The sequence below is a fragment of the Thalassospira sp. MIT121401 genome, from assembly GCF_047125595.1.
Taxonomy (GTDB): domain Bacteria; phylum Pseudomonadota; class Alphaproteobacteria; order Rhodospirillales; family Thalassospiraceae; genus Thalassospira; species Thalassospira povalilytica.
This window is the reverse complement of the sequence record NZ_CP138926.1, coordinates 27,504-46,615: the sequence shown is the minus strand read 5'-3', so window position 1 is coordinate 46,615 and position 19,112 is coordinate 27,504. Positions and strand designations below refer to the sequence as shown.

General features: G+C 52.5%; 14 protein-coding genes and 1 tRNA gene. 13 read left to right on the top strand and 2 right to left on the bottom strand.

The annotated features are described in order from the left end of the window. Window positions 1–11 precede the first annotated feature (11 nt). On the top strand, window positions 12–1,574 hold the full coding sequence (gene ubiB, locus SIB88_RS00210; protein ID WP_068517852.1) for a 2-polyprenylphenol 6-hydroxylase: 1,563 nt from the start codon (window positions 12–14) through the stop codon (window positions 1,572–1,574). Between the two features lie 29 nt (window positions 1,575–1,603). Then, complete coding sequence (locus SIB88_RS00205) at window positions 1,604–2,056, top strand: GNAT family N-acetyltransferase (protein WP_412559036.1); 453 nt, start codon at window positions 1,604–1,606, stop codon at window positions 2,054–2,056. A gap of 71 nt (window positions 2,057–2,127) precedes the next feature. Here the strand turns inward: SIB88_RS00205 and SIB88_RS00200 are convergent, their stop codons facing one another. Continuing rightward, a complete protein-coding gene (locus SIB88_RS00200) occupies window positions 2,128–3,786 on the bottom strand; it encodes a methyl-accepting chemotaxis protein (RefSeq protein ID WP_068517790.1) in 1,659 nt (552 codons plus the stop codon). Window positions 3,787–4,239: 453 nt separating this feature from the next. Between SIB88_RS00200 and SIB88_RS00195 the strand changes: the two genes are divergently transcribed. The 10 genes from SIB88_RS00195 to SIB88_RS00150 all read left to right on the top strand — a co-directional run bounded on the left by SIB88_RS00195 (window position 4,240) and on the right by SIB88_RS00150 (window position 16,585). Beyond that, the gene (locus tag SIB88_RS00195) at window positions 4,240–5,853 is read left to right on the top strand and encodes a tetratricopeptide repeat protein (RefSeq protein WP_412559035.1); all 1,614 of its coding nucleotides are present in this window, start codon (window positions 4,240–4,242) and stop codon (window positions 5,851–5,853) included. 182 nt (window positions 5,854–6,035) lie between these two features. Continuing rightward, window positions 6,036–6,446, top strand: a complete 411-nt coding sequence (locus SIB88_RS00190; RefSeq protein ID WP_170310201.1) for a hypothetical protein — start codon at window positions 6,036–6,038, stop codon at window positions 6,444–6,446. 2 nt (window positions 6,447–6,448) lie between these two features. Beyond that, entirely contained in the window at window positions 6,449–7,918 is a 1,470-nt protein-coding gene (locus SIB88_RS00185; RefSeq protein WP_412559034.1) for a M48 family metalloprotease, read from the top strand. Then, window positions 7,919–9,814: a CHASE2 domain-containing protein gene (locus tag SIB88_RS00180; protein WP_412559033.1), complete on the top strand. Its 1,896-nt coding sequence runs from the start codon at window positions 7,919–7,921 to the stop codon at window positions 9,812–9,814. A 183-nt stretch (window positions 9,815–9,997) separates the two neighbouring features. Further along, window positions 9,998–10,477 (top strand): xanthine phosphoribosyltransferase, encoded by a 480-nt coding sequence (gene gpt / locus SIB88_RS00175; protein ID WP_068517785.1) that lies wholly within the window; start codon window positions 9,998–10,000, stop codon window positions 10,475–10,477. Window positions 10,478–10,692: 215 nt separating this feature from the next. After that, window positions 10,693–10,766, top strand: a tRNA-Gly gene (locus SIB88_RS00170). 161 nt (window positions 10,767–10,927) lie between these two features. Next, window positions 10,928–11,488 carry an RNA polymerase sigma factor gene (locus SIB88_RS00165; protein WP_228195103.1) on the top strand — a complete coding sequence of 187 codons (561 nt, stop codon included), beginning with the start codon at window positions 10,928–10,930 and terminating at the stop codon, window positions 11,486–11,488. Window positions 11,489–11,606: 118 nt separating this feature from the next. Beyond that, window positions 11,607–12,647, top strand: coding sequence for a FecR family protein (locus tag SIB88_RS00160; RefSeq protein ID WP_412559032.1), 1,041 nt, complete (start codon window positions 11,607–11,609; stop codon window positions 12,645–12,647). Between the two features lie 135 nt (window positions 12,648–12,782). Then, complete coding sequence (locus SIB88_RS00155; RefSeq protein ID WP_412559031.1) at window positions 12,783–15,221, top strand: TonB-dependent siderophore receptor; 2,439 nt, start codon at window positions 12,783–12,785, stop codon at window positions 15,219–15,221. A 29-nt stretch (window positions 15,222–15,250) separates the two neighbouring features. Beyond that, the gene (locus tag SIB88_RS00150; RefSeq protein WP_412559030.1) at window positions 15,251–16,585 is read left to right on the top strand and encodes a PepSY-associated TM helix domain-containing protein; all 1,335 of its coding nucleotides are present in this window, start codon (window positions 15,251–15,253) and stop codon (window positions 16,583–16,585) included. On the opposite strand, the gene SIB88_RS00145 is transcribed toward SIB88_RS00150, so the two are convergent. Beyond that, on the bottom strand, window positions 16,586–17,299 hold the full coding sequence (locus tag SIB88_RS00145) for a thermonuclease family protein (RefSeq protein ID WP_412559029.1): 714 nt from the start codon (window positions 17,297–17,299) through the stop codon (window positions 16,586–16,588). A 217-nt stretch (window positions 17,300–17,516) separates the two neighbouring features. On the opposite strand from SIB88_RS00145, the gene SIB88_RS00140 reads away from it, so the two are divergent. Next, complete coding sequence (locus SIB88_RS00140) at window positions 17,517–18,974, top strand: TrkH family potassium uptake protein (protein WP_231856678.1); 1,458 nt, start codon at window positions 17,517–17,519, stop codon at window positions 18,972–18,974. Window positions 18,975–19,112 lie beyond the last annotated feature (138 nt).

Here is a 19,112-nt window from a genome sequence, read left to right as displayed (position 1 = left end):
GTGCTTGGCGCATGATCCGGTTTGTCCGAAACAGCTTTCGCCTGCTTGCCATGGCGCGGACCCTGGCACGTCATGATGCCCTGTTTCCGCTGGCCCTTGTGCCGGGTGGAAAAATTCTGGCATTTTTTGCCCGTTTGACAGCCCCGTTTTCCGGGCGGTCCGGGTTGCCGCCGGGGCGGCGCCTGGCGCGCGCACTCGAAGAACTCGGACCGGCATTCATCAAGCTTGGGCAAACACTTGCGACGCGATCCGATCTGATTGGTGATGATGTTGCTGCCGATCTGTCGTCGCTTCAGGACCGCTTGCCGCCCTTTTCGGCCAAAGTTGCAAAACGGATCATTACCGAACAGCTGGCCGAACCGTTTGATGTTCTGTTTGCCGAGTTCGATGAAACGCCAGTTGCAGCAGCATCAATCGCGCAGGTTCATTTTGCCACCACAACAGATGGCCGTGAAGTCGCGGTCAAGGTGCTGCGTCCGGATATCAAGGTGCGGTTTGCCCGTGATCTTGATCTGTTTTACTGGGTTGCCGAAATTGTCGAATTGACGCAACCGCGCTTGCGCCGCCTGAAACCGGTTGAAACCGTCAAGGCGCTTGAAGACAGTGTCCATCTTGAAATGGATTTGCGTTTCGAGGCGGCCGCGGCATCGGAATTCCGCGATAATTTCGAAGATGATCCGACCTATTACATCCCCCAGATTGATTGGGAACGAACGGCCGAACATGTGATGACCATGGAACGGGTCAAAGGCGTGCGTATCGACAATGTCGAGGCCCTTGATCGCATGGGAATTGATCGTTCAGCCCTTTTGGCCAAGGCGGCGGGCGCATTTTTCCAGCAGGTTTTCCGCGACGGGTTTTTCCATGCCGACATGCATCCGGGCAACCTGTTTGTCGATGAAACCGGTCGGGTCAGCATTGTTGATTTCGGCATCATGGGACGTGTTGATAAACAGACACGTCTGTATCTGGCGGAAATGCTTCTGGGCTTCCTGACGCGCGATTACCATCGCGTGGCCGAGGTTCATTTCGAAGCGGGCTATGTTCCGCGTAACCAGTCGCTTGAAACGTTCCAGCAGGCATGCCGGTCAATCGGCGAGCCGATCCTGGGCAAGGAACTGGCCGATATTTCGGTCGGGCGCTTGTTGGGGCAGTTGTTCCAGATTACCGAACAGTTCGGGATGGAAACCCAGCCGCAGCTTCTGATGCTTCAGAAAACCATGATCGTTGCCGAGGGACTTTCACGTATCCTTAGCCCGAATGAAAATATGTGGGAACTGTCGCGTCCGCTGATCGAAGACTGGATGCGTGAAAACCTTGGTCCGGAAGCCAAGGTCAAGGAAGCAGCCCTTCAGGCCGGATCAATGTTGCGACGTTTGCCCCGCGTGCTTGAAGCTGCGGAAAAGGCATCTTCGGTTCTGACCGATCAGGGGTTGCGACTGCATCCTGAAACGGTGGCGGCCATGCGCGGAAAATCGGGTAATGGCCAAAACAAGTCGACGGGCATTTCGCGCCAGACGCTTGTTCTGTGGGTGGCGATCATTGCGCTGGGTGTTGCGGTCTATTTGAAATAGCCGCATCTGGCATTCCGGGAGCTTGTCTTATGACCGACGATACTGATCCAGCCGACATCAAAGTCGAAATCAGTACTGATCGCGCGCGCATTGATCTTGCCTATTGTTATGGCTTTATCGCGTCATCCTATTGGTCGGGCGGGCGGACACGTGGCGAATTTGACCGGTCTGTCGAAATGTCATTTCCGGTCGGGGCCTTTTGCGACGGCCGGCAGGTCGGTTTTGCGCGGGTGGTCAGTGATCAGATTGCCATTGCCTATGTCGCCGACGTGTTTGTTGATCCCGACTTTCGCAGGCGCGGGATTGCCGCCCGGATGCTTGACGCCTTGCACACGCATCCCGATCTTCGCCGGGTGAAAAGATGGGTGCTGGCGACCGATGATATGCAACCGCTTTACCGTCAGCACGGCTACGAGGATCTGGATGATCTGATGATGATGCGCGTTGATGAGAATGCCCAAAAGCGCGATCCGCTGCGCTGAAGAAACCCGGTAAGAGAAAACGCCGCCACGGATTGCCGGGCGGCGTTTTTTTTGGGTCAGTGGCAGATGGCTTAGCTTGCACGGACTTCGTCAAGGAAGTTGCCGACTTCACCGCGCAATGTGCCCGATTGACTGTTAAGCTTGTCAGATGCACCAAGCACCTGATGGGCGGCCTCGCCGGTCTGGCGGGCGGCTTCACGCATTTCATGGATGTGATTGGTCACTTCCTGCGTACTTTGAACAGCCTGCTGGACCGAGTTGGAAATCTCGGTCGTGGCTTGGCCCTGTTCCTCGACCGCGGCTGCGACCTCGGTGGCGATTTCATTCAGATTGGCGATGATGCTGGTGATGCCTTCGATCGCACCAACAGCTTCCTGGGTTGATCCCTGAATACCGGAAATCTGTGCAGAGATATCTTCGGTCGCACGTGCGGTCTGGTTGGCAAGGTTTTTGACTTCGTTGGCGACCACGGCAAAGCCCTTGCCGGCGTCACCGGCACGGGCGGCCTCGATCGTGGCGTTCAGGGCCAGAAGGTTGGTCTGTTCGGCGATGGCCTGAATGATCTGAACCACTTCGCCGACCTTCTGGGCGGAAACATCAAGCCCCTGCACCATTTCGTTGACGCGAACGGCCTCGGTGCTGGCATTGGCGGTGATGTTGGATGTTTCATTGACGCGCGCACTGATGTCGCGGATGGAAACGGCCAGTTCTTCGGCGGCACTGGCGACGGTTTCCACACTGTGATTGGCCTGCTCGACGGCCGCGACCACAGCTTGGGAACCAGCTTCGTTCTGCTGGACTGCGGCAACCATTGTCTGGGCGACCTGTTGCATTTCACCGGATGCACCCGAGACACCATCAACCACGCCCATGACGGTTTGCTCAAAGCGTCCGGCAAGGCCAACCATGGCTTCGCGGCGTTTGGCTTCGGCGCGTTCGCGTTCTTGTTCGCGTTCGCGATCGAGTTGGGCAACGCGTTTGGCATTTTCCTTGAAGATTTCAACAGACGATGCCATTTCGCCGATTTCGTCATTGCGCCCGACGCCCGGAACATCGACATCAAGATCGCCATCAACAAGTGATCGCATCGCACCATTGATCTTGACCATCGGGGTCAGGATCTGGTTGCGCAACACAATCCAGGTCGCGCCCAGAAGAACCACAAGGATCGCAGCAGCAAGGGCGACCTGGATGATGACCGCCTGTTTGACTTCGGCATTTACCCGATCAAGAGACCAGGCCGTCACCAGCATACCGCGATACTGGTCTTCATCGCGCCGTTTGGAATATTTGGTGATGGGGGCTGCGACAATGACCGCGTCTTCGGAAATGAAGCTGACGACTTCCTTGTTTTCGATCTGTTCAAGATAGGGCTCGACCAAGGCAGGAAGATCATGTTGGCGCAGGGTTTCTGACTGATAGGTGCCAATGGCGTCACCACCGGGATTGGCCGCGATCAGGCTGGCAAGCTGTGAACCTTCCTTGTCAGTGATTTTGCGAAATTCTTTTTCGACGGACGCACCATCCATCGCAATGAAACCTGGCTGGACTGCAGTCGACAGCATTTCGGTTTTTTCGACCGATTCATTATACATGATTTCGAGCATGGCTTCGTGCTGCGAAACAGTCTGAATGGTCATCATGGAGCCAAAGCCCACGACCAGAAGTGCGACGATAACGAAGATAACTTTTCGTCCGACAGAAGCACCGGATCTTTTTGGTTCAGCCATTTATGGTCTCCCACTCCTTCAAAGGCTTTAAGTCGCTTCCCTAGATATACTGTCGCGCAGTTCGCCATTGATCTGGTACGAAGCCTGACAGGTCTTGGCAGACTGTTTTCCTGAATCTTAAGGAATCAGGATCATTCTGCGTTTTTATATTTTATCCACTTTACCGTGTGGGGACGTAGAAGTTGAGTAAAACCTTCTCTTCCTGCGATTGAGGCTACCCCATACAGTCACATTCCCGAAACAAGAAACGACGGGTTTGGCGAATATTCGGTTTCTGTGAATTGAAACGACAAATACGGCTATTGGTTAGGTAATTTTTGGTAAAATATACTAATGTGCTTATGTGAAGATATGCCGCCGACTCGATAGGGCGATGGCGTGCAGTCAGATGTCCGTGTCATCGCGCACGGGTTTGCTCCGATCAGGAAACGTGCGGGGCACAAGGGGATCAGGATGGCTAAATCTGCGACAACGGCGAAAAAGCGACAGGCCAAAAAAGGCACCAAATCGTCAGCGACCAAAAAGACAGTCAAGGCAGGTCCGGCAGATGAGTCTGCTGTTTCCCAGAAAAGTCAGGAAGCCGAAAGCAATACCGACACGCGCGATGCATCCCCGAGCGGTGATACCAAATCCAAACCTGCAACCGGGACAACGGGAACCAATGGTGGGGCCGAAAACGCGGCCGCCATTCAGCGGCGCCGTGTGATCAATGATTTGTTCCAGCGTGGACTGGCGGCCCATCAGGCCGGCCAGATTGACGATGCGATCCGTCTTTACAGCGCCGCCTTGCGGCAAAACCCGCAACAGCCCGACGTGTGGAACAATCTTGGTGTTGCGCTACGGCGCAGCAAGAAATTCGAAGCGGCCCTTCTGGCGTATCGCCGGGCTGGGGAACTGCGTCCGGACAATGCCGGACTGTGGTCGAACATGGGAAATTGCCTGCGTGAAATGATGCGTTTTGACGAAGCCATTGTCGCGCATAAAAAGGCCATCGAACTTGATGACAGCATCAAGTCGCACACGTTCAATGCCGGTCTTGTCTATCGTGATCTCAACCGGTTTGAGCAGGCGCTGGAATATTTCGACCGCGCGCTTGCGATTGATCCCGATTATGTCGACGCCAACTGGGACAAGGCGTTGGCGCATCTGGCGTTGGGCAATTATGCCGATGGCTGGGCCGGGTATGAAACGCGGCGCAAGTTGGCGGACAATCCGATTCGTCCGCTTGATACTGCACCGGAATGGGATGGCAAATCCGACCTTCGGGGCAAGCGGATTTTGCTGCGCGCAGAGCAGGGCTTTGGCGACATGATACAGTTTGCCCGGTTTGTGCCACTGGTCGCCAAAAAGGCGGGGCACGTCATTCTTGAATGTCGCAAGGAGCTGATGCCGATCATGCGCACTGTGGCCAGTGTCGGGACATTGATTGAAAAAGGCCGCCCGTTACCGGAATTTGATGTGCATGTCCCGCTTCTGAGCTTACCGCATGTGATGGGGATCGGGGCTGCGGAACTGCAAAAGATCTCGGCGGATCCTTATCTTTCGCCGCCGGCTGGCAAACAGGTCCGGCTGGCGCCGACCCCGGGTACGGTTCTTAAGGTCGGGTTGATCTGGGCCGGGAAACTCAATCCCCGTGACCGGTCTTGTCCGCTTGATATGCTGTTGCCGATCCTGTCGGCCAAAGGGGCCGCCTTTTACAGTTTCCAGATCGATGATCGTCGCGGCGACATCGAAAAGATCGGTCTTCAGGCCTTTGTGACCGACCTTGGCGACCATATTCATGATTTCGGGGACAGTGCGGCCCTGATGCAGGCAATGGATCTGGTGATCACCATTGACAGTTCACCGGCCCATCTTGCCGGTGCGCTGGGCGTTCCGGTCTGGATGCTGCAACTGTTCACAACCGACTGGCGGTGGATGGTCGATCGCGCCGACAGTCCATGGTATCCGACCATGCGGATTTATCGGCAACAGGACCCGAACGACTGGACAGCACCGGTCAAAAAGCTGACAGGCGACTTTTTGACGCTGCTGCAGGCACGTCAAAGAAACGAAGCTGCAAATTAGAAGTGATAAGTTCGGCAAGGCAAGCTGATGTTTTTCAGGTTTATGTGAAATCCGGAAACTCTCTAACTATCTGATCGGATAGCATAAGTTCCCCTTCGAACAGTTACATCATCTTTTTTGAAGATGCATGATGCTTCACATGTGCCGGTTGTATCCGGGATACATGATGGGGGGGACTTCGGGTGGCAACTCTAATTCGGTCTGGTTTTGTGGCCGCAGTTCTATGTGTGCTTGGTATTAGCAGTGCTTTTGCACAGAACGAAGAAATTCGAGGGGTCACTGTTACCCATCCCTCGTTCCCCGTTGTCATGTGTGATTCTGGTGGCGAATCCCGAAAATGCGAGCGAATGGTCCTGGGGGAAAATTTTCCCGCTCAGGTCGTTTTCTATTCGCACGACAGCAAGAATTTCGGGGCGTACCAGGTCCGTTTTCTCGATGAACAGAAAATCTACTGGATTCCTGACGACATGATTGTCGTGCAGGGCAAAGAAGTCGCACGTAGCCCGGTCGTCTGCGGAGGCGACATCGGGACACTCGGCGGTAAGGGGACACGGGGCGCGGGTGCTGACTGCGTCTCGGCTAAGGGGAAATAAAAATGAAAAAGCTGGGTTTGATCCTGGTCGTTGGCGCGATGACGCTGACCGGTTGCGTCAAAGATATGCAATTTCTTTCGGATTCAATTCCGGAAAAAGGAAAACTGATCGATACGGTTTCTATTCCGGAAGCAAAGAAATACACGATTGAGGAAATCCATTCGGCGAAAGCTATGGTCATGGCCCAGTCAATCGGTGAGGCCCCGATCAACGAGCTTCAGGACTATGCCCAAGAGGTATTGGACAAGATCATTGCCGTTGCACCAGTCGGGGCACCGAAAGCCGAGATCGTTTTGATCGGCAATTCCGGACCGGGCGCACATGCGGCACGTGAAGGTGTAGTGTTTCTTTATCATTCGGCATTCGAATATCTGCGCAGCGAGGACGAACTGGCCTTTTTGATTGGCCATGAATACAGCCACGTCTTGATGCAGCATACTCCGGAAAACCTGTTTTCCATGCTGCGTCCGTATCTTTTGACAGCTGCGGATATTGCGCTTGGGAATGAAAATAACCAAAGCGACCTGCTTCGCAAGGCCGGGCAGATGTATGGAAGTGACCTGATCTTGCGTGATCTTTTGTTGCCCAACTGGGATCGGAGCCAGGAGCGGGTTGCAGATTATCTTGGTCTGGATTTGATGGTGAAAGCCGGCTACCAGCCGAAAGGAGCATCTGGCTATTTTGAAGTAGCCAAAGAAGCAGAAGAAAAGTTCGGCGCAAATTACCAGGTCACCAGAAACCAGCTTGAACTGTTTCTTCAGATGCAATTCCAGCCGAAAGGCGAGGACAATGTTCTGCTGAATCAGTTCCTTTCCGAGCTCGGAAACGCGGTCAGCACAATTCAGCAAAATCTTGCAGCAAAGCATGATGACGCAGCAGAACGTGCCGAGGAAATATTTGCTTATGGTATGCGGGAATACATGCCGGAGCGTGCCAGCAGGATGGTTCACAAAGACGCGTTTGATTCTGTCGTGAAGCGCAACAAACGCACTTTGGAAAATTACCGGGTTGCAGCCGAAATCTTGCAGACCTTGGAAAGTGACGACGGTGAAATTGATCTGAGAGTTCTTGAAGCTGATGCCCGCAAGGCCGTAAGCGGACCGACGGCAAGTCATCCATACACACGCTGGGCCTTTGCCAAAGTTCGCGAACGTCAGGGGAACCTCAAGAAAGCAGCCCAGAATATTGACCTTATCGGCAATGGCGAGATTCTTGCCTTGCCGGTTGAAATGAAGCGGGCCGAGATTCTTAAATCGCTTGGGAATACCAAAACGGCGTTCAACCGGGTTGAAGAGGTTGCGACCTACTATGACTGGCCGCTTGAAACTTACCGGTTTTTGTATCCACTTGTAAAAGCAAGCGGCAACAAAGTGCGTGAAAACGAACTGCTGATCGGATGTGTGACCCGGTATCCGCAACAGCGTGCCATGTGCGCGGGAAATTCCCCCGCCGGACAAATGGCCGGTATGTAAATGGGGCAAGAGAGCTTTCGTAGCGACGGGCAACAAAAAGAATTCAAAGTTGCCCGTCTCAAGCCAGTGTGGTGGGGGGTAATCAACGTCGCCCTGGCCGCGATTATTTTGCTGATCGAGCCGGATTCCATTGGGGATGCGGTTGATGAATACAGCTATGCTGTCTTCAGCCAGACAGTAGGGGCACCGCTATATCCAGCCAGCCGGGTGGATGATATTGGCGTTATTCTTCTTGATGACGAATCCCTGGCGGGGCTGAAATCAAGCTGGCCCGCGGTATATGGATTGCATGCCAAGGTTTTGCGCAAGTTGCTGACAGCAAAGCCAAAGGCACTGTTCATCGATTTTACGTTCCGCGACCGTCGCGCGGCAGCACCGCAAGGTGTTCTTGCTGACGAATGGATGCCCGAGCTTTATGTCCATGACGACAGCCTGACGATGCTGGTCAGTACGTTGCAGATGTACCAGATGATGGATATTCCGGTATATTTGCAGGCCGGGGCGCTTAACTTTTATCAGCACCACGCTGTTCTGTCAGAGCTTGCACCATATGTAACTCTGGTGTCGGGCTGGGGTGATTTGCGAGGCCAGGCTGATATCAGGGCACTTTCATATCAATTGGCCCCTGAATTACGCAACGCCGGGCGCGTTGCAAATCTCCAGGATGATGATTTGCCGCTTTGTGATGATGCAGTCATGCGCCGGACGGGGAACGGCAACCTCCTTGGATGTGATGTTTCCGGAATTACCGCAGCAGCAACAACGATCTATCAGCATTTTTGTTCTGGCAAAGAGCGCGCAAAATCCATAAGGCGTGGCTGGAACTGTGACCAGGCATTGATTATGCCGCCCAAAGCAGACAAATCGGAATGGTTGGCATGGCGGGACGATTTGGTGGTCCGTCCGATGTGGCTGTCATGGCCGGACCGGCAAGCGGACTATTCGGCCTGGACAAAGGCATATGATCAATCCGGGAATGTCATTCCACCCTATGAATGCGGTCCGCAATATAGCGACCCGAATGTTGCCAAACGGATAACTGGCAATTTGGCGACACTGTTTGGGATCGGGGCGCGAGCCGACGTCAACTGTGCACCGTTTCACACAATTTCTGCAGAACAGGTTTATCGTGACACCCCTTCTGCCGGGCGATGGGTGGAGAATTTTAAAGATCGCATTGTGATGTATGGTCAGAACCTCCAGGGGTTTCAGGATGTGGTTCGACCACCAACGCTTGATACGGATATTCCGGGCGTCTTCCTGCATGCAATGGCGTTGGAAAACCTTCTGAGCAACGGGTCAGCATATCTTTCTGACAAGGCAACATACAGTTCCTGGCTGACAGCGGACCTGATTGAAATCATGACACTGGCGATCATTGTCTTTTTACGTTTTGGACTGGCCGGGCTTGCGCGGCGGTCGTTTCCTGCGTTGCCACACGCCAGCAATGCCCAAGACAGGGAGTGCAATCCTCTTGAATATTTCGGACTGATTTTGGCGAACAAACTTTCAATGTTTTTGTCGATGATGAGGTTTGTTCCGAAGATCCCGAAACTTCTTCGGGTCTGGTCAGGGAATCGCAATGCAGAACACCATTGGACGGAACAACTTGACCTGCGTGACCGCCAGCTCGCACGCAACTGGTTCATGGTTTTGATTTGTTTGCTTGATTTGGTTTTGAGTGTTGCGATCGTGACGTTTGGCGCAATTGTGCTGGAGCTGTCTGTGCTGTCTATTGCCCCGGTCAATTGGCTGGCGGTAATCGGTTTGGGCATGCTGAGTTACATACCGTTTGTGCGCTCGCTGTTTGCGCAGGACAATGAATTGGCAGAAGGTGCAGAACATGACCGCCATGAAAATTCAGCCGAAGCTATTGAAAAATCTGCAACTGTTTAATTTTGCGCTATTGTCCGAAGGTGAATTGGATGCGGCAAATGACGGCTGCCCTTGCCTTTGCTGCAAACAAGGCGTAGTTAAGCGCCTTAAATTTTTATGAGTTGCGGTCCTTGACGGTTTGGTATCGTTCACGATGTGAAGACCACCCGTTTTGGCGAACTGATCTGGCGCAGGAGAATTCTTGTGAGCGAAGCTCCGTATAACAAAGGTTTCCCGGTATCCTGGGAACAGATGCATCGCGACGCACGTGCATTGGCATGGCGTCTTTTGGAAAAAGGCCCGTATAAAGGCATTATCGCGATTACCCGCGGTGGGCTGGTTCCTGCGGCGATCATTGCACGTGAGCTTGATATTCGCCTGATTGATACGGTTTGTGTGCGCAGCTATTCCGACAAAAGCCGTGGCGAACTGGAATGGCTCAAAGGCATCGAAGGTGACGGCACCGATATGCTGATCATTGATGACCTGGTCGATACCGGAAAAACCGCAAAGGCCGTTCGTGAAAAGCTGCCGAATGCGCATTTCGCCACTGTATATGCCAAGCCGCTTGGCCGTGAAATCGTCGACAGTTTTGTCACCGAAGTGTCCCAGGACACCTGGATTTACTTCCCGTGGGATATGGAATTGTCGGTGAATGCACCGATTTCCGAACGCGCACGCTAAGTGACGATCCCACGCATCTGACTTTTGTCAGAATGACGGAATTATCGCCCGGACTTCCATCAGGGAACTGTTGATGTTTCCAGATGCAACTCCGGGCGATTTTTTTCCTGTGAAGGAGCCCAGGCGTGAAGGGCCGATTTAAGGAAATAAATTGCCAGGCTGTCTTTTGATCTGCTTGCACACCGCGACAAAGCGGGCTATAAAACGCGCGCTTTGCGGGTGTAGTTCAATGGTAGAACGGCAGCTTCCCAAGCTGCATACGAGGGTTCGATTCCCTTCACCCGCTCCAATCTTCTTCCCCCAAAGAACCTCAAGAACAGCGGCGTATTCATTTGCATTACGTATATCCATAAAATATTTGCGAATGATTATCAAAATCGTGTAATACAGGGTTGTTGAAGCTGTTAGACAACTGAAACTTCCATCGGCAGCCTCAAGCGGGGAGGCATCGTGTCAGAAATAGCCGGGCAGGTTTCAACCAGCTTAGAACTGGTCGTCGAGAAATATTATGACGACCTGTTGCTTTTTATCGGAAAACGCTGCGGATCTGATGTCGTGGCCGAAGAGATCGTGCAGGAAACCTGGGTGCGGGCAAAAAGCGCAGCCGAGACTATTCCGGAAAACCCGCGCGCTTATGTCTTTCGAATTGCACGCAACCTTTTGGCAGATCATTATCGTCGCAGCCACAATTCTCCTGAAACTTATGGGCGACTGTCTCATCTGTCTGTTCGGTCATCAAAAAAAGATGCCCCAGGGATTGTTGAAATAGATCAGGCACCGTCACAAGAAGACGTGGCCGCCGCCCAGCAGGAGTTACGTATTATTTCTCAAGCTGTTGAAACCCTTCCGCCGAAGTGCCGCCAGGTTTTTTTGATGTATCGTGGTGAAGAACTTTCGATGCGCGAGATATCCGAAAAACTGGATGTATCTGTTAAGACAGTTGAAAATCACATTCGCAAGGCGATGTTGGAATGTCGTCGCAGTCTTCAAAAAGCACATGCGGATAACTGAAAGTGTATCTTCGAGTTTTGAAACCTGTGGTCTTTTACGGTGTAAATATGCGCATCTCCGCTATATTACGCGGCAATATGGCGTTGGCCGAACATCATAAACCTTCAGGTGCGATTGAATGACGGATCGTCACAACATGCCCCTTGAGCCGGTTTCAGAGCAGTTATTTGACGAGGCTGTGATTTGGCACACGCGTTTGCGCGAAGCAAATGATGTCGCAAGTGCGAATGAGCAGGAAGAGCTGATCGCACAGTTTGAAAGATGGAAGACACTTTCCACAGATAACGCACGAGCTTACGCCGAGGTCGAGCAACTTTGGGGCAGATTGGCGCTTCCTGTAAAACGACAGGCGCGATCGTCAGGCGATCAGCAAAGCCGTACACGCAAGTTTGTGCAAGAAAAACGTGGCTATGTGCGGTCTGTTATGGCGGTAGCAATGGCGGCTTGTTTGTTGCTTTTCGTTGGGCTTGGGCAAAATTTTTATCCGACCGTCATGGCGATGTTTGACGAGAATTTTCTTCATGCGGAGCATTCTGTCCTGACCAAATCGCTGTCGGACGGCAGCGAGATCAAATTGAACGCAGAAACTACTGTGTCCGTTGACTTTGACGAGAATACCCGGCGCGTGAATTTGGTGTCGGGTGAAGCCTGGTTTGATGTTGCGCATGATGCGCAGCGTCCCTTCGTCGTACATACGAAATTCGGGAATGTGACCGCATTGGGCACGGCGTTTAACATTCGTTCGGATGCAGAACGGGTCAAAGTCAGTCTGGAGCAAGGCAAGGTTGCTGTGAACTGGGTTGCCGACGGGGCGAGCAAGAATACGGGCGACGACAACGCAACTGTGACATTGGTTGCGGGTGAGGCAACGACACTTTCATCGCGTGGTATCGGAGAAAGTACGCGGTTTGATCGCGTTGCGGCAACAGCCTGGCGCAAAGGCAAAATGGTTTTCTATCAGGCCCCGCTTTCAGATGTGCTCGATGTCCTTAATACCTATCACGACGGGCGCATAGTGGCGGTAAACCCCGAACTTAACGATCTGTCCGTCAGCGGTGTGTTCCGAACAGATGATATTGAGCAGGTTCTTGATGCGATCGAGGGTACATTATCGGTACGTGTCGTAAAGCTGACTAACTATATGATATTGATTATGTAATTTAAGAAAATGACACTCGATTCCGTTGGGTCATTTCAATGATTTTAAAAAATGTTCCCTGATGCCTAGGGGACTTTCAATTCTCTCGCGTCTTTATATGCACGATGTCAATGCGACCTATTCGCATTTTTGTGTTTGAAGACTTGGGGGACTGACGTGGTCAGCTTAATAAATATGAAGATCGGACGGCAACTGATGGTTGGGGCATCGTTGTTGGCCTTTCAATATGCGTTTGCACAAGGTGCTTTTGCGCAAGACGCCGATCAGCAGGAACAAAATCAGATACTGTTCCAATTCGATATATCGGCCCAACCCTTGCCACAGGCTTTGACGGCATTTTCCGACATCACCGGTATCCAGATCCTTTATACGGAACAGTCGATTTACCAACATGCTTCGTCAGCACTGGTTGGCGAATATACGGCAGATCAGGCTCTTGATATCCTGCTGAAAGGCAGCAACGTCGAATTCAGTTACACATCAGCAAACTCGATCACGTTGCACCGGCTTGATGCAAATAGCGATGCCGACGAGATGACACTCGATACCATTCAGGTCATCGGTACGCGACAATCCCGGTATGACAGTCGGTATGCCGAGACGGGAACCATGATTCCCAAAGATGTAACCGAGATCCCCCGAACGGTAGAAATTATTCCGGAGCAATTGCTGCTTGATCAGCATGCACAGGAGCTTGAAGACGTATACCGTTTGTCACCGAACGTCGTGAATATGGATGGTTATGGCGGTAGTCGTGAAGACTTTCTTATTCGTGGTTTTCGTCGCCGCGACGATATTTATCGCAATGGGGTGCGGCTTAAAACCAATGGCCGCATCAACCCGTCAACCGTAGACAATGTGCAGATAATCAAAGGGCCGGTGGCAGAAATCGGTCAGATGACGCCAGGTGGACTGGTTAACGTCATTACCAAAAAGCCGTCTTATGAGCAGCAAGCCTATGCAGTTACGAATTTCAATGAGCATGGTCAGAAACAGGCCTTGGCTGATGTGACCGGACCGCTTGGGGAAAGTGACGCGTTTAGTTACCGTGTTACGGCCTCTGCCGAGGATAGCGAAAATTTCCGCGATGCCACGATCGAGCGGCAATTCTTGAACAGCGCGATGTCATGGATGACGGATGGCGGTTCAATGATTGATTTCAGTTATGAATATACCCATGACGAGCGACCTGTTGACCGTGGCGTTGTCACGGTCCCCGGAAGCGGTAGCAGCCGAGAGATCGCAAATGTGTCGCTTGATACCCGATTTGATCAGACCAACCTGAACAACCGTGATGTGACGACGCATATCTGGGAGCTTGATAACTCTGTTCCGGTCTTTGATGATGACTGGTTCCTCGAAAGCAAGCTTTTCTATGCCTATGAACAGGTTGACGAGCTGCGCAATGAGGTAACCAATGTTTCAAGCACAGGTGTTTTAACCCGACGTGTGCAGGGCAATGACGATCGCGAACTCAGCACTGCGTTCGGGCGTATGCAACTGCGTGGTGAAGCCGATCTTTGGCGACCGGTTGATTTGGTTTCCGGGGTCGAGCTGCGACATCAATACGAAACCTGGACCAACTTTTCTGGTCAGGATCAGGTTGGTGGCACCGTTTCAAATCCGTCTTCCTTCACGCTGGTTGACAATACGACGTCCAACCCGCGCTCTCGGCAATATACCGAGGTCGAGCAAATCTCGTATGGACCGTACGCACAGGGTGACTTGCATCTTACCGATGCCGTGACGCTGACACTCGGCGCACGGTATGAGATCTTTGACAATGAATACAGTGCTGAAAACAAGCTGACCGGTGCTTTGTCAGGGGTGGATCCGAAACGCGATGGCAAACTGACAAAATCGGCAGGACTTCTGTGGAAGCCGGTTGAACAGTTGTCACTTTATGCATCCTTCGCCGAGACATTCCAGTCGCAGAATATTTATAGCGGTAATGGAACAACAGCAGTGTTTTCCCCGGAAGAGGGGCGCCAGTATGAAATCGGGGCGAAATGGTCTGGCTTGAAGGATCGTTTGCTTCTGACTGCATCATTGTTTGATATTGAGCAGGAAAACGTGGTCGAATCTGTTAATGGCACACCGCAATTGACTGGGGGGATCCGTTCGCGCGGCTTTGAAAGTTCTGTCACCGCGACACCGGTTAAAGGCTTGAACCTGCGCGGAAGTGTCGGCTTCCTTGGGTCAGAAATTGTCAGCGACAATGCCAATGATGGTAACCGTCCGGGAAATACGCCAGATATGACGGCAAGCCTTTGGGCAAGTTACGAATTCCAGGATGCCGCAAGTGAATTCAAGGGACTTGGTTTTGGTGGCGGCTTGACGCATGTCGGTGATCGCTACGGCGACAATGGTCATACGTTCGAGCTGGGCAGCTATACCGTCTATGATCTTGGTGTCTGGTATTATCTGCCACTTAGAAATGAGTCGCGTATTCGCTTTGACCTTGGCGTCAAAAACGTAACGGATGAGGAATATTACGTGGCCTCGGGCGGGACATACCGTGTGAGTGTCGGTAATCCAAGAACCCTGTTTGGAAGTGTCAGAGTCGAATTTTGATGCTTCGAGACTGGAAATCATCAGCGAAAATGTCAGTCAAACCAAACTGGTTTGACTGGCATAGCTGGATCGGCGTGTATTTGGGGCTGATGTTGTTTTCCATATGTTGGAGTGGGGCTTTTGCCGCACTATCATCGGAAATCGATTGGCTTCTTATGCCTGAGTCCCGCGCAGCCACAGCAGACGAAACGTTCGACTTTTCAACCGCTTTCTCGGTCGTGGAACGTGCTTATCCTGGTGCCAAAATCGAACTCGCCGAAGCCCCGGTAAACAAAGTTTCCGCCGCACGGTTCACAGTCAAGGAACCGGATGGCGCACGCTTGTTCGTGTATTTTAGTCCAGCGACATCCGAGGTTTCCGGAAGCCAGTCGATCTTTACAGTTCAAAGGTTCTTTCGCGAGTTTCACGAGGCGTTTTTCGGTCTTTATGGCGTTGGCAAGTTCCTTGTCTGTTTGTTTGCCATTCCGCTGTTCCTGTCGATGTTCTCAGCGTTGTGTTTTTTTAAACGGTGGTGGCAGCGCTTCTTTCAGCTGCGTCTTGGAAGAACAAAAATCAGCCTGTGGAGCAACCTGCACAAATTTGCGGGGCTATGGAGCCTTTGGTTCGTTTTGTTGATGGCGTTTACCGGTGTCTGGTATCTGTTTGAAGAAGCGCGCTACAAACTTGGTGATGAAAAATTTGCCTTGGTCGATGCCTATCCGTTGGCAGTTCACCAGTTGCCAGGTCCCGGAAACAAGGGGCTGGAGAAGTTGGCTGTTGGAGAATTGATTGAGATCGCGCGGCAGGCGCGCCCTGATATGCACATCACAACGATCCAGCCTGATCGTGCAGGATTTTTTTACGTTATCGGCCAATCCGATGATGTTTTGGTACGAGACCGGGCAAACAAGCTGTTTATCAATCCCGCCAGTGGCGAGATTGAATTCAATCAGTATGCCGAAGATCTAAACACCTATTGGCGTTGGTCTGAAACGGTCGATATTTTGCATTTTGGAACATTCGCAGGGATCGCCAGCAAGGTTGTCTGGTTTGTTTTCGGTCTTGTCCTGGCTGGATTGTCGCTTTCCGGGGGCTGGCTTTATGTGAAAAAGCAGCAAGGCAAAAGGTCGGTAAAATGGCCAAAGGCGAATTTTGCCGCCTGTGTTGCATTGATGGTCCCGATCTCGGTATTGCCGATTGTTTGGGTTTACCTGCACCGTGTCGGCGGCAAAGTCGACGGTGAATATGTTATGGTCGAACTTCCAGATGGCGTCACAGTCTTCATCGTCAGTTGGGCGATAGTAACGTTGCTGATCGAACTGCTTTGGGTGATTGGTATCTGTCGGCTGTCTCGTGCAAATAACAGGAAGCTTCACTTGGCGTGATCACGGGGCATAAGAATAGCCCTTGGTGCGAGCTTCTTCGTCGCTGCAAAGTTCGGTGTTTGTTGCCTGATTGATCTTACCAAAGCGCGGATCAAGTGTGCCGATATAGTGGTGGTCTGCTGTCGCGACGAACAGGCATCGACCTGTTTCACCTTCAAGGCGCTTTCCGTCCCGCCAGTCGGCCGGGGCAATCATGTCACCGCCATGAATGCCGATTTCGGCGTTGTCGGCTTCTGCGGACAAACGATCATAGCGATGTGAATAGCCGCTTATCGGAAGTGCTTCGCCATCGCTGATCATTGCAGCGGCAACGTCACGTTCCCCAATTCCGCATTCCACGATGGGGAAGTCGCCCGGTTTGGACGAGCGTTCCTGATCCCCGGGCCAGCACTGCACCGGGAACGGTGCCATGGCAAAATATTTGCGAAGTTGCATCGCCGAAGACATGCCACAATCCCAGAAACTGCCATTATGAAGGCATTGCTGGCCAAGTTCTGGGGCGTCAATGCCGGCGATATCGGCAACAACATTGTCGATGATGATGGTATCGCCATCAATGACGACAACATCACGTCCTTCGGCTTCCAGCCCGGCGAGCTTGTCCCTGTGCTGGGTTTTGTCTGCTGCATGTACCGGCCCGCCCTGCGCATAGACCGCCAGGACAAACAGAAGGGGAACTGCGAACAGAATGAGAAGGCGGACAAAACGCTGCAACGGGACCTCGATGGTTGGGCGACGGATCGGTCTTTGACGAATGACACATCGGATAGATCAAAAGAACAAGGGAAAAGAACGGCAAAATGATGACCGGCTTTGATTTTAAGGTCTGAAACCGCATGCGGTGTGGCAGGTGCCATGCGCAATAACAGGATGCATTGATCGGGATTTGGCGCTACAAGCGGGTTTGTCTTTTGCTGACAGGGAAGCTTCTTTGTTTCGTCTGCAACCCATCTTTTTCGTTGTCGGGGTTATGGTCATTATCATCGGGATTTCGATGATGGTGCCGGCTGCCGTGGATCTTTATTACGGTAATCCTGACTGGAAAATCTTTGCCCAGGCATCGATCACGACCATCGGACTTGGCGGCATGGCGTGCCTTGCCTGCCGATCGGATATCGGGCCGCGTGTCACCGCCCGGCAGGGATATGTCCTGACCGTTGTGTCCTGGATTGCTGTCAGTGTGACCGGGGCATTGCCGCTTTGGTATTCGTCGCTGGATATCAGTTTTTGCGATGCCGTGTTCGAAACGGTTTCGGGTCTGACGACAACGGGTTCGACCATCCTGTCCGGGCTTGACCAGTTGCCACCGGGTTTGCTGTTGTGGCGGTCCATCATGCAGTGGCTGGGCGGGATCGGGATCATCGTTACCGCGCTGGCATTGTTGCCGATGATGCGGGTTGGCGGGATGCAGCTTTTCCAGATGGAAAGTTCCGATCGTTCAGAAAAGCTCAGCCCGCGCATGCGCGACATGTGTTTGCAGATCGTCCTGATCTATAGCAGCCTGACTTTCGTGTGCCTTGTTTTGTATCGCGTATTTGGCATGAACTGGTTTGATGCCATCAACTATGCGATGACGACATTGTCGACCGGTGGCTATGCAACGTCGGATTTGTCCTTTGCCAAGTTTGACAGCAGCCTGTCGCTGCACTGGATCGCCATTCTGTTCATGTTTGCCGGTGGATTGCCGTTTACTGCCTATGCCGTGGTGCTGCGCAAACGCAATATCCAGGCCGTAATCGGCAATCAGCAGATCAAGCTGTTCTGTCTGATCATCGCGGGCTTTACCGTGTTGCTGACGATTCGTTTGGCCCAGATTTCAGATGACAGCCTGTTCCGGTCTTTGACCATGGCGGCATTTAACCTTGTGTCGGTCATAACGACCACCGGGTTTGCGTCGGGGGACTATCTTTTGTGGGGGCCGGCAGCAGTAATGCTGTTTTTCTTTGCGACCTTCATTGGTGGATGTTCCGGATCCACATCAGGCGGTTTCAAGATGTTCCGTCTTTATGTGGTGTTTACAGGGTTGCGTGCCCATTTCATGCGGCTGCGCAGTCCGTCGGCTGTCGTGGTCAGTCGTATTGACCGGCATGAAATCACGTCTGACATCTATAATGCCGTGACGGTTTATGTGTTCCTGCTGACTGTCAGCTATATCGCGGTGACCATCGCGCTTGGCATGACGGGGCTTGATCTGATCACGTCGATGAGTGCCGCTGCAACGTCACTTGCCAATGTGGGGCCGGGTCTTGGCAACATTATCGGGCCGGCGGGCAATTTCCAGTCCTTGCCGGATTCTGCGAAATGGATTCTTGATATCGCAATGGTTCTTGGGCGACTTGAATTCGAGACCCTTCTGGTGCTTTTGATGCCGTCATTCTGGCGGGATTAACCCCGTCATCCCTTGTTTCGGGAAATATCGAACGGCTGTGACGGACGCCACAGACGGCGTGACCGGTTTGATACAGGTTTGTGCAATGTTGTGAAGGCAACAAACAAAACAAACGAACAAACAAACCTGGACACGGAC

What these genes read in the sequence shown, in the direction of transcription:
- ubiB (WP_068517852.1), top strand. Translation starts at nt 12, where the DNA reads ATGATCCGGTTTGTCCGAAACAGCTTTCGCCTGCTTGCCATGGCGCGG.
- SIB88_RS00205 (WP_412559036.1), top strand. Translation starts at nt 1,604, where the DNA reads ATGACCGACGATACTGATCCAGCCGACATCAAAGTCGAAATCAGTACT.
- SIB88_RS00200 (WP_068517790.1), bottom strand. Translation starts at nt 3,786, where the DNA reads ATGGCTGAACCAAAAAGATCCGGTGCTTCTGTCGGACGAAAAGTTATC.
- SIB88_RS00195 (WP_412559035.1), top strand. Translation starts at nt 4,240, where the DNA reads ATGGCTAAATCTGCGACAACGGCGAAAAAGCGACAGGCCAAAAAAGGC.
- SIB88_RS00185 (WP_412559034.1), top strand. Translation starts at nt 6,449, where the DNA reads ATGAAAAAGCTGGGTTTGATCCTGGTCGTTGGCGCGATGACGCTGACC.
- SIB88_RS00180 (WP_412559033.1), top strand. Translation starts at nt 7,919, where the DNA reads ATGGGGCAAGAGAGCTTTCGTAGCGACGGGCAACAAAAAGAATTCAAA.
- SIB88_RS00160 (WP_412559032.1), top strand. Translation starts at nt 11,607, where the DNA reads ATGACGGATCGTCACAACATGCCCCTTGAGCCGGTTTCAGAGCAGTTA.
- SIB88_RS00150 (WP_412559030.1), top strand. Translation starts at nt 15,251, where the DNA reads ATGTCAGTCAAACCAAACTGGTTTGACTGGCATAGCTGGATCGGCGTG.